At 42.2% G+C, this 11,006-nt stretch carries 15 protein-coding genes; 9 read left to right on the forward strand and 6 right to left on the reverse strand.

Annotated features, from left to right (window positions below; all coding sequences use genetic code 11):
• Both NG798_RS25715 and NG798_RS25720 read left to right on the forward strand, forming a co-directional pair.
• On the forward strand, positions 1-774 hold a 774-nt coding region (locus tag NG798_RS25715), incomplete at its 5' end, for a hypothetical protein (RefSeq protein ID WP_261226577.1).
• Between the two features lie 68 nt (positions 775-842).
• On the forward strand, positions 843-1,253 hold the full coding sequence (locus NG798_RS25720) for a hypothetical protein (RefSeq protein WP_261226578.1): 411 nt from the start codon (positions 843-845) through the stop codon (positions 1,251-1,253).
• 293 nt (positions 1,254-1,546) lie between these two features.
• Here the strand turns inward: NG798_RS25720 and NG798_RS28075 are convergent, their stop codons facing one another.
• Complete coding sequence (locus NG798_RS28075; RefSeq protein ID WP_261226579.1) at positions 1,547-2,074, reverse strand: hypothetical protein; 528 nt, start codon at positions 2,072-2,074, stop codon at positions 1,547-1,549.
• An 80-nt stretch (positions 2,075-2,154) separates the two neighbouring features.
• On the opposite strand from NG798_RS28075, the gene NG798_RS28080 reads away from it, so the two are divergent.
• The 7 genes from NG798_RS28080 to NG798_RS25760 all read left to right on the forward strand — a co-directional run bounded on the left by NG798_RS28080 (position 2,155) and on the right by NG798_RS25760 (position 5,669).
• Positions 2,155-2,715 carry a M23 family metallopeptidase gene (locus tag NG798_RS28080; protein WP_261226580.1) on the forward strand — a complete coding sequence of 187 codons (561 nt, stop codon included), beginning with the start codon at positions 2,155-2,157 and terminating at the stop codon, positions 2,713-2,715.
• Positions 2,712-3,323, forward strand: a complete 612-nt coding sequence (locus NG798_RS25735; RefSeq protein WP_261226581.1) for a hypothetical protein — start codon at positions 2,712-2,714, stop codon at positions 3,321-3,323. The genes NG798_RS28080 and NG798_RS25735 overlap by 4 nt, the downstream gene beginning before the upstream one ends.
• A gap of 48 nt (positions 3,324-3,371) precedes the next feature.
• Positions 3,372-4,073: a DUF2927 domain-containing protein gene (locus NG798_RS25740; RefSeq protein WP_261226582.1), complete on the forward strand. Its 702-nt coding sequence runs from the start codon at positions 3,372-3,374 to the stop codon at positions 4,071-4,073.
• A complete protein-coding gene (locus NG798_RS28085) occupies positions 4,070-4,666 on the forward strand; it encodes a glycoside hydrolase family 104 protein (protein WP_317619637.1) in 597 nt (198 codons plus the stop codon). Before NG798_RS25740 ends, NG798_RS28085 begins: the two co-directional genes overlap by 4 nt.
• Positions 4,667-4,774: 108 nt before the next feature.
• Positions 4,775-5,122 (forward strand): hypothetical protein, encoded by a 348-nt coding sequence (locus NG798_RS25750; RefSeq protein WP_261226583.1) that lies wholly within the window; start codon positions 4,775-4,777, stop codon positions 5,120-5,122.
• Positions 5,119-5,304 (forward strand): hypothetical protein, encoded by a 186-nt coding sequence (locus NG798_RS25755; protein WP_261226584.1) that lies wholly within the window; start codon positions 5,119-5,121, stop codon positions 5,302-5,304. Before NG798_RS25750 ends, NG798_RS25755 begins: the two co-directional genes overlap by 4 nt.
• 101 nt (positions 5,305-5,405) lie before the next feature.
• The gene (locus NG798_RS25760; RefSeq protein WP_261226585.1) at positions 5,406-5,669 is read left to right on the forward strand and encodes a DUF2442 domain-containing protein; all 264 of its coding nucleotides are present in this window, start codon (positions 5,406-5,408) and stop codon (positions 5,667-5,669) included.
• A 332-nt stretch (positions 5,670-6,001) separates the two neighbouring features.
• On the opposite strand, the gene NG798_RS25765 is transcribed toward NG798_RS25760, so the two are convergent.
• The 5 genes from NG798_RS25765 to NG798_RS25785 all read right to left on the reverse strand — a co-directional run.
• The gene (locus NG798_RS25765) at positions 6,002-6,544 is read right to left on the reverse strand and encodes an HAD-IIIA family hydrolase (RefSeq protein WP_261226586.1); all 543 of its coding nucleotides are present in this window, start codon (positions 6,542-6,544) and stop codon (positions 6,002-6,004) included.
• A gap of 90 nt (positions 6,545-6,634) precedes the next feature.
• Positions 6,635-7,213, reverse strand: coding sequence for a Uma2 family endonuclease (locus NG798_RS25770; protein ID WP_261226587.1), 579 nt, complete (start codon positions 7,211-7,213; stop codon positions 6,635-6,637).
• A 450-nt stretch (positions 7,214-7,663) separates the two neighbouring features.
• Positions 7,664-8,266 (reverse strand): hypothetical protein, encoded by a 603-nt coding sequence (locus NG798_RS25775; RefSeq protein ID WP_261226588.1) that lies wholly within the window; start codon positions 8,264-8,266, stop codon positions 7,664-7,666.
• A gap of 6 nt (positions 8,267-8,272) precedes the next feature.
• Positions 8,273-8,461 carry a hypothetical protein gene (locus NG798_RS25780; protein WP_261226589.1) on the reverse strand — a complete coding sequence of 63 codons (189 nt, stop codon included), beginning with the start codon at positions 8,459-8,461 and terminating at the stop codon, positions 8,273-8,275.
• Between the two features lie 469 nt (positions 8,462-8,930).
• Positions 8,931-11,006: hypothetical protein (locus NG798_RS25785; protein WP_261226590.1), on the reverse strand; the 2,076-nt coding region annotated here is incomplete at its 5' end.

Here is an 11,006-nt window from a genome sequence, read left to right on the forward strand (position 1 = left end):
GGGGTTTACAAACGTAACTACCGAGATAGGAGCAATCAACCAGTATTAGATGGCTTCTTTTCCCAAGTAAATGCCGTCTCTAATATTTTGCATCAACGCCTGCCTTTAGCAGAAAATCAAAGGAATAACCTTCCTAAAGTGTGGTTAGTGTTAGATGACTTTTTTGCCACTTCTAACGTTTTAAACCGGGCGAAAAAAGAATTAGCTGAAGCCTGGGAAACTGCCAAAGGACAAATGGGGGAAATAATAACGTTAGGTAGAGAAGTTGGAGTGGGTTTATGTGTTGCTACCCAAAGCCTAAATGTTCAGAGTTTAGGATGTGATGATGCCAATATTCGGGGTTGTCTAGGAATTTGTGCCCTCGGCAAAATCTATACAGATTCTAATGGCAGAAGAGAGGGTGGGTATAGCCCAATCACAAATGCCTGGAAGAACACCTATATTATCCCCAGCGAATATGTGGGTCAAATTACAACCAGCTTCAACAAATTAAGACCAATTAGTGAGCGCACTGGATATGCCATTGCCTTAACTACTTTTGGCGAACCGGCTATAGGATTATTCACAGAAGATTTGTCGTGGGTTAGGGATTACAAAATCCCTGTTAATGTATCGCTTCCCACCGGCTCTAATGTCGTTAAATTTCCCACCGAACCTACAAAAACCTCGCCAATTACATCAGCTAACTTTAATGATGAGTTAGAGGACGAGTTAGAGGACGAGTTAGAGGATGAACCAGCGGATGAATCTAGTCCAGAACGATTCATTCATTAAAGAGCTTACTCTGCAAGAGTTTACCTGCTTTGAATAATTGAAAACACAACCCAATACAGGAGAAAAATATGGCACCGCAACGTAATCCAAACTTCCCTAACCAGAACCCGAATTTTGGTCAAGATGAAGTATATCCTACTTGGACAATGCCGGCCCCTGATAGTAATAATGTCACGATTGTCTATGAACCAGATGGCAAAGGGAATATGACGGTTTATGAGACAAAAACTGTTGTTGTCAAAGAACCGCTGAGTAATTACAGTTCCCGTAATCCTAAGCTATTCCGGTCTCATGCCGGTGGAATGTTTAAGGCACTCGTTAAACAGCCGCTTTCTAGTGCAGAAACAATCTTTGCCGTTATTGGGTTTCTGTTTACTTTATGGCTGGTTTTTGCAATTGGGTGGCGTGGGGTAACTTCTTCTCAAGTACAAGCTACAAAGACAAATTCCCCTACACCGGCTTCAATTTGGTTTAGATAATGGAAACTTTGAAGAAATGGTGGGGTTGTCTTAACCCCACGATGAAACTGTTAGTCGTCATTGCAATAACTTCATTCATCTTGAATTTATTGAAACCGGGGCGACTAACTTATCTGGGAGAGGAGTCAGTAAGAAATGGTATTCGCTCCATTCAAACTTCTACTCCCTCCAACAATAGTGATTCTTCACCCGGCGGTAATCCCAGAAAAGATACAAAAGCCGCTTGTGCAATACCAGATTTCTTTGGCAGAACAATTGATCTTTGTAAAGAGCAGAAGAAATGAAACTCAAGTTTACTGTGGAGACAACTTATGAAGGTACAAGACCGGCACCCGCCACCACCGAAATATCAGAGTCACCGCGTAGTGATAGTGCAGCAGAAGATTCCTCAGCATCGATGCCGGCATCCCGAACCCCCCATCACCCAGACGATTATCAATATCCGCCACCGTCGGCACCACAATATCCAGCGTCTCCCCCATATCCACCGGCACCACCGGGTACGCCACATCCACCGGCACCATCGCCACCACCAACAGCACCACCCCCGGCATATCCATCGCCATATTCATATCCACCGCCACCGGCACACCCATATCCAACCGCACCTCCACCACCATATTCATATCCACCGCCACCGTACTATCCCCCAACATCGCCGCCATCAGCACATCCATATCCACCACCGCCGTACTATCCCCCAACATCACCGCCACCAGCAGTCCCCCACCCATACCCACCAGCACATCCAGCGGCTCCACATCCGACAATTCCGGCACCACCGCCACCAGCAGTCCCCCACTCATATCCACCGGCACCACCAACTAATCTTGAAATCAATTCTGCTGAGAAAAAGGCAGCTATTCTGATTGTCTGTTTGGTTGGATTGCAATTATTACCGGTGCCAACCTGGGAAAAAATAGAAAATTTACCACCGGCTCAAATATTGCGCTCAATAGTAAATCCAACTGCCGCGCCACCAGTTCCTTCTTCAAAACAGCAATCATCCATTTTATTACATGGCCCACCAGTTTTTCCCTTAGCTGGATTATCAGGAAAAAAGGCTATTCCTGTTAGTATTCCTGGTGATTGCCGACCGCTAGGAAGCTGCACCAGAAAACACGCGGGGGCTGATTACAGCGCTAGTCCAGGGACGCCGGTACTCGCAGTTGAAGGGGGAACAGTTAATGAAGTAAAACCCGATTCTCCTGTTGGTGGAATTATCGGAATTAAATCAACTTCCTCCGATGAAATCTATCGGTATGTTCATTTAGATCGTGATTCGGTGCGGCCATTTAAAGTTGGTGATTTTGTCAGTAAAGGGAGCATTATCGGTAAAGTTGGGCCTACGTTTCCTGGTTCTTCCGGGCCACATCTTCATATTGAGAGATACCAGGCCGGCCAATTAGATTGGAAAGTCCATGAACACTTGAAAACAGCAATTGCTCTCCCCAAACCATGAAACCCAATACTATTGCAGTTGCGGCGTTGGGTGTCCTGGGATTTGAAATATTCAGGAATCCCCCTACTACTATCGCCCAAAATACAATCTTTAACTCCAACATTCCAACTAACATTTCCACCAAAAAAATAGCATTATCTGCCGGCCATTGGATTTATGCCCGTAGTGAAACCGGCGCCGCTGGAGAAAAAGAAATGAACAAATTAATCGTCGAAGCTCTCCAGCCAATGTTAGAGGAAACTGGTTGGAAAGTTATCCGTCCTGATTCGTTAACTATGATGAAAAAATGGAATGTTTGGGAGCAATACATCGCCGACATCCCCAACTTGGAAAATCAAAATTATCAAGTTCTGGAAATTCATGGTCAACCTGGCCGGTGGGGTACTGGAGTTATCGGTAATCCTAATGACCCCTTTGATTCCAAATTAATCAAACAATTTGGGATTTTAAAAGCTGATAGAGGCCGGTATGGCGTCACTCGCTCTGGACGTAATGGCACGATTTTAGAAGTCTTTGCCTCGGATCAGCTTCCCCCAACTGCTGAGGGTAAACAAAAGCTTGCCAAACAACTTGCCAGAACAATCACCGATGCTCTCAATGAGCCATGAAACTTATTTCTGCCATTGCTTTTATGATTTAAATAGCCGTAATGAGCCATGAAACTTATCTCTACCATTGCTTTAATGGTTTTAATAGCTGTTTGGTATGATGCCTCCCCAACCAAATCCCAACTAAACAGCCAAGAAACTTCCACTTTTCCTGATGTAAGCGCAGATAAAACATTTGAGTATTTCAAAGAAGTAGCACTAAAATCTGAGTTTGGCAGTTCAGATGATGGTGTAATCAAGAAATGGATGGTTCCTATAAAGCTAGAGATAGCCGGTCTTCCCACTCCCGCAGATTTACAAACACTGGAAGCTGTCACCAATGAGTTAAAACTACTGACCAATTTACCAATAGAATTCGTTAAACCAAACACTGGGAATATGCGAATCCGGTTTACCCCTGAAGAAAACTTTAAGAAATTTATTCCCAGTTATCAAGCCGGTAATAGCGGCTTCTTCTGGTTGAACTGGGATGAAACCAAACAAATAACGGGCGCTGAGATTTTAATCTCCACCACAGGTGTCACCCAAAAAGAACGCTCTCATCTTATCCGAGAAGAATTAACACAGGCGTTTGGGTTGCCGGCGGATTCTAATAAATATCCTAACAGCATTTTTTATCAAGGTTGGACAGACATTACCGAGTATTCATCGCTTGATAAAAAGTTAATCAAGATGCTCTACAACCCCCAAGTTAAACCAGGGATAAATGAAACTCAAATAGAAAAGCTGTGGAGGGATAACCCGCTATGATTAATCCCACCGGCCTCTCAATCATCGCCATTTCTACTTTAGGATTAGCCATTGTCGGTCAATCTTCTCCAACACCGGCACCCAGCCAAATTTCTATGCACAAGAATACGATTAGCCCTTTATCAGGAGCCGTTAAAAATGGGAATGTTCAAGCGTTCTTGCAAACAATTGCTTTTGCCGAGGGCACTGCCGGCCCAGATGGCTATCGCATGATGTTCACCGGCCAATTATTCAATTCTTTTAGCGAACACCCTAATGTCAAGAATTGCTCACTTTATAAAGGGAAACCTTTGTGTAGTACCGCAGCCGGTAAATACCAATTTCTCAAACCAACGTGGGATGAAGTCGCTCGTAAATTAAAGCTACCGGATTTTAGTCCAGAATCCCAAGACCTAGCTGCTGTCCAATTAATTAAACAGGCCGGTGCATACCAAGATATTCTGGCCGGCCAGTTTGATGATGCTGTATTAAAACTTGCGCCTACCTGGGCCTCTTTCCCCACTGCTGAAGGGAAAAGCTACTACAACCAACCATCTAAAAAGCTGACTGAGTTGCGAAAAGTTTACCAGCAGGCCGGTGGTAAATTTAAATAATATTTTTTGCTAAAACTCAACAATAGCTCTAATAGAATTTCACACTTATTAATAGTAAATAGCTTGAAGATTAGTATATAATATTTATATTGGTTTTAACTTGCATTAATGGCTATACCATCCGAAATTATAGCTCTTCTTGAGCGACTCAATCAAGAACTAGAACAAGCTGAACAAGATGCTACAGAAGGGCTATCCTTAGTCAGACAAAGGTTATCCCGCTTTCCGACTAACGTTTTGCTTCTTCAAATTTTTGGTGCTTTGAATAATATCATCCTTTTTGTAGAAATATATAGAGGCCGGATTCAAAGTATAGAAGCTCGCATTTCTTCAGAAAATACGTCAACCGAAATACTACAGGAGGCAGGAGAAGATTTGGGAGCAATCCTAGGGCGGGTATTAGAAGTTAAAATAAATGCGTGGAATCTCAAAAATCGTTTGGAGAACGGACAATGACACAATCATCCATGAGCGAACAGGAACAACGCGAACTAGCAGAAATACTTGAACTTGCCAAATTAACCGAACAGAAGGCTAAAGAATTGTGCGACTTTACATTGGAAATAGACCAAAAATACGAAAAACGTTTGGCTCAGTTAAAAGTTGCTAAAAAATTGAAAGTTGCCGGTCTTTCTTAGATACTCACGTCTGAATATCTTAGAACGCCTCCATTCCTCCACTCCCCCATAGCAGTCCCAGTTTATGGGGGATATAAATTTATTTATCAGAATTGTTATCTATGAAATATCCTCGGATTGTTTCAGCAAAAGCCATTGATAATCAAACTTTGGTTATAAAATTTACCAATAATAAACTTAGAAAGTACGACATCTCTAAATTATTAGAGAATCATCTGTTTGCTAAATTTCATAACGCAGCTTTCTTTAAAAGCTTTAAGATTGAGGAAGGTGGTTATGGGTTAGTCTGGGATGAAGACGTTGACCGACGTGAGTATGAGCTTTGGCAAAATGGAAAAAGTTTCACACCAGTTGATAGCAGATGAGATTGTTTAATTACTTATTCAACTTGAGCCTAGTAATTCGATAAAATATTAGGCAGCAGAGCTATCGCTGTTGCTGTATTTCTTGATGCAGAGCTAGGTAATGACGATAATCATTTGCCCATTCTATAAATAGAGCATCATCTGCTACTAACCCTTGATTGTATTGCTCAAAGAATTCTTCTCATTCCATCTGATGCCGGTTTTTATATAAACTCAACCGCTTTTTGACGGCAACTAAAGCATCTAATGGCGATGTGTATTCAATGGTTTTTTTACGCATTAACTTTTTATCCCATTTTGTGTCTGTTTGACTATATGCCCATACTTTTGTACTATTTAGCTATAAATTCTTTTGCCCATACAAAGGGAATATCTGCGGCCTCCGCAGCCGCTTTATCCTCTGGCCGGTCTCCCACAAACAAACACTCCGAAGCATTGTGTATTTGCCGCGCCAAAAGCAGCATCCCTGGCCCAGGTTTTCTGAATTTCCCCTGAAGCTTTAGTTCTACCGTTTGATTAGAAGTAGGACTATAGAGAATATGGTTGTCTTGCCAATCCTCGTTTCTCCAATAGCGCAGACATTTTTTCCCTTGCAAATCAGGGCAGAAGTAGCATTCTTCTATCTCAGGGAAAAGTTCTAAGCAAAATTTCATCTCTTGCATAGCTTCTTGTAAGGTTTTATGGCCGGCTTCAACACCCCCTTGGTTGGAGCAAATAACAATATTCCAGCCATCTTGCTTGTATTGGGTTACAACTTTTTGTACACCTACAATAGGCTTTTGATCCGAAGGGTTCTGAACAAATTTCCCCCGTGATTTTGGTCTAACAAGAGTCCCATCTTTGTCAAGTAAAAGTAACGGCGGCTGAGTTTCCATTATTTTAGGTTTTCTACTAAATTTTCGTTCCATTGACTAAACGCTCATTTCCAGAACACTGATTGATGAAGTGGCTTGAAAGCTGTACTATTAAGTCTCTGGAGTAAGAGTTAAACCGCGATATACTTGCTCAATTGGGAATGATAGATTGATGCTTTTTAGTTCAATGGTGTCACCGGCCCCATAGTTAATAATCATCCATTGTCCCGCATCATTTTTGTGGTACAGGTCGATTTCAATGGAGGTAGAACTTACCAATAAGTAATCTTTCAAGACCGGGTTATTTTGATACATTCTGAATTTACCACCCCTGTCGTAAGCTTCGGTGCTTTTGGAGAGAACTTCCACGATTAAGCAAGGGTAGGTAATATACTGGGTTGTCGTTTTGTCGCGTTCGTCACAAGTGACGCTGGCATCTGGATAAGTGTAGTCTTCGCTTTCAACAATCTTTACTTTGATGTCAGAGTTTCCCGTAATGCAGCCACTTCCGTCTAAATGAGCATCAAACAGGGCGGTAAGTTTGATAGCAATGCGGCCATGATTGATGCTGCCTCCTGTCATGGCATAAACTTGCCCGTTAATCAGTTCATGTTTTTCTAGTTGCTGAGATTCCCAGGCAAAATATTCTTCAGGGGTAAAGTTTGGGGGATTATCTTTGACAGCGATCATAATGGGGATGGCTCCTGTGTAACATAATTAATGAGTTTGTCTTATTCTAACAAACTTCTTTGGAGTCAAGTTTTTTGATTCTATTCTTTGAGATAAATTGGGGGAAAATAGACTCAAGTTATTTATTATTTCCAACTATTAAAATAAATTGCTCTTGGTTTTTAAACAGGAATGTCAAGAAATTTTTAACGCTACTGATTTACAGTATAACTTACTAAATATCCAAGCCTTTGAAACCTGTATTAGGAAAGCTTTTTGGATTTTGTAATTATTTTTTCCTACCCTGATTAAGCAACGCCGCCAACTGTACCTTGGTTTGATACGGATAAACTATTGCTAACCACCGTCACCCCAGGCTGAAAGTTCCCCACACTTATTCCAATAATAACTATCAAGCAGCAAGCAGACAAAATGCACACAGAAAGCTTTCTGGGTTCTTAATTACAATCATCATCCATTTTGCACCATCCAAACCAGAATGCCCAAATTTTGCTCAACCGGCAACAGGGGATAATCAGTTAAATCAATTGTAACAGTTCGTTTTTCCAGTTTCAGAAACCGCCAAACTGTACCACTTGTAACTGTTCCGTAAATCGTGGCCTGAGCCTGCTGTTCCCGTTGATTAAAACGTTGAGCCGCCACCATTTTCACTAAACATTTTCCCAGCCCTGCGTTCAAGTTTTCATTACTCGCTTCTACTAAAACCACTGCCGGTGCCTTAATATATAGCTGTTCTGGAGAGCGACTAATCAGAAAATCTACATCTCCGGTCAAATCAACCTCTGGCTGCACGTTAAACTCTTCACCAGAAAATATGCTAATTGCCCCATTAAGCTGACGTTTTACTTCTAATAAGACAGGATTGATAATACCTTCTGAACGAGCTTTTTCAGTACCTACGGCAATGACCCAAGGTACTGTTTCTTTTAAGGTATCTTCGAGCAAAGAACTTGGGGTGATTGCAGGAATCTCTGGTAAGAAGCGCTCACCTTCAACAATCGTCAGTTGAAAATCATCTACAGCTTTACTAAGAGTAAATTGGTTATAGGGCATACAATTTTACGCAAGACGCTGATAAAGGTCATGGTTTTTATTCAGGACATATTCTGTAGCCTTTTGATAGGATAAAGAAGACGGTTTAATACTAAGAATTAATGGCCTTTTTTGTTGAGTAAGTTCAACTTCTTGGCTATCTCCTAATAATTTTTTAGGGATTATAACTCCCTGCTCCGTAGCTTTTAATTTCATGGATTTATTCTTTGCTCATTTTATTAAATTTGATTATATCACTTACTCAGTAAAAGTGTAAATCGTTCAAAGGCCAATTATCCTGGCCGACAGAATAACCTCACATTTCCTATAGACATTCGCCTCTGATGTAAGCCACCAGTTTCTACCAGTATCTTCGAGTGATGTCGAATACTGGTCATCAAGAAATAAATATTCAATAAAGGTTAGGCTTGATTTCTTGAAGCAAAAATTAAGCCATCTGTTTACAAGCATCCGATCGCAAACGCTTTTAGAAACCGGCCAAACAAATGCCTAACTTGTGCCATACCAGTTTTTAATAACCAGTTTCCCACTCATCCAATATCCAAGCCTCGCCTTGAGGATATTCCCAAGGCTCCGCAGCAAACAATCGCATCCAACCGGCATCCCTACTCAATAAGAGTTTGGCCAATTTTTTCTCAAGCGGTATTGCTCAGATACTCAACAATTAAGCCAATTGTTTACAAGCATTCCAAGCAAATGCTTTTAAGAACCGGCGCTGCCACAGTCCTAACTTTCTCCATACCAGGCTTAAATAACCATCCGTCGCCCACTCATCCAACATCCGAGCCAAGCCTTCAGCATATTCCCAAGGTTCAGAAGCAAACACCCGCATTACCCCAGCACCCCATTCAATATCCTCATCTGAATAAGTCTGTGGTGTCGGTGGAGGAGAGGCCGGTGGTGGAGCTTGATTATTGGCCATTTCTTCCAGCACCTCTGGTAAATAGATTTCAGCAAAGAACCGAGCAGTGTCATCTAGTAGTGGGGGTGTTAGTTTTCCTTTTAAAGCTTCTATAAGGGAAATTAACACCCTCTTCACCGGCTCAAAACCACCCATCCCGCTGGCCATCTGGCTGATTCTTCCCCGTGTCACACCCACCGCTGCTGCAATGGTAGAAGTAGTACAGGCAACACCGGCAGCCAAAGCATCCCACATAGAAGCAATCATGGCTCTTTCACGCTGTACCCCCTTGGTAGCCGCAGCCAAACAAATATCAGCAACATCCACAAATTCAACCCGACACCCTGGATAGAATCGCTGTAATTCGATGGCCACATTCTGAGGATATTGGTCAGATACCAACCAACAAGTCTTAGGTTTATCTGATAATTGTGCTCTTAACCGGCCCACCAATTGCACAACCTCCGCCATCACCAACCTCTCCACCCACCGGCCAAAAGCACCACCAAGATGTGTTGGTTCAACAGCTTGACCCCTAGTTGCAGCCCAAGCCATTGCCAATGCACCGAGGTTCGGTAAGGGGGAACCAATAGCAATCAACTGGTCACAATCCCGAAAAGCATTGCTACCCCGGTTATCCAAAAACCAGTAGCCAGAAATTGTACTTGAAATATTGGTCAGATATTTCTTGAATTCAATAATGCCGGTACTCTCTGGAAAGAATTGTGTGAGTGAAGTGATTAAATGGTTGATTCTCTGTTGCTGGCTAAATACACCCTCGGTTTCCCTGTTCATTCCACAACTTCCAACACCACCAACGATTTTGATAGTCAAATTAGAGTAATCCGCTTTCTCTTCCTCTATTGTCAAAATATTATTCTTCTTGATGTCGGTCATCATGGCTAGATCAGCCGTACTAAGAGTAGCATCTAACCAAATATTGACCCCCATCGCGGCTGCGGTTTTCTGGTGCCGGTAGTACGGTACTGAGACAGTAAAATTCCACTCATGGTCAAAGCTAATACTAACCCTCTTACTCCGACCAGAAAGGGCCTTAAATAACAGACTGAAGTAATGGGGATGCCACTCATTATCAATCCACTGTTGTTTCTCTGCCGGTGATTGAATCCCAGAAAAGGAGAGGGGAGGATTAATTAATTTATCAGCAGCAGCAGCCAAATTTGTTGTACTGATAAACCGATAAGTCGTATCAGAAGCGGGTAAGGAAATTAAACTCGGCAATCCCAGTAATTCCCGTAATTCTACAAAATTCATCCCATATTTATTATGGATTTTGGCATTCAACAGTTTGCCGAACCACTCAGTGAAAATGGGGGTGAGATAGCTATGCAATTCACTATCGTTAGTTTGCAGCGTAGCCAATGCTTTCCGTAAATCCAGCCAATTAAATTGGATAAGCCGGTTATTCTGGAAAACTTTACCAGGTTCATCCCAAATAGCAATCGCTTGAGCAACTTCTTTGAAATCAGATACCATTTGGTCTGGATGTGCTCGTAGGAAATCACTATGCTTTAACTGTTGTTGCCGATCTGCTAGAAACTGACAGGTTTCAATCAGAGGACAGGCTTGACAGATTGGGCTATCAGCGCCACCGCCAATTGATAATCCTTTTTGCTGGAATTTGAGGAAGGTTTGGGTTTCAGGACAATTCCCTGGAATATCTGGAGTAACACCTGCCTTTACCCGTCTAATGTAAGAGGTTCCCATTGGGGTTTTGTGCTGGTGATCATACTTTTGGCCCTCATGGCGGGTTACTAACCGTTCAAAATTCCTTTCAACTGGTGCAGTCGTCGGATTCTCTGCATCATCTGATAGATA

It is taken from the genome of Ancylothrix sp. D3o (assembly GCF_025370775.1).
Classification (GTDB): domain Bacteria; phylum Cyanobacteriota; class Cyanobacteriia; order Cyanobacteriales; family Oscillatoriaceae; genus Ancylothrix.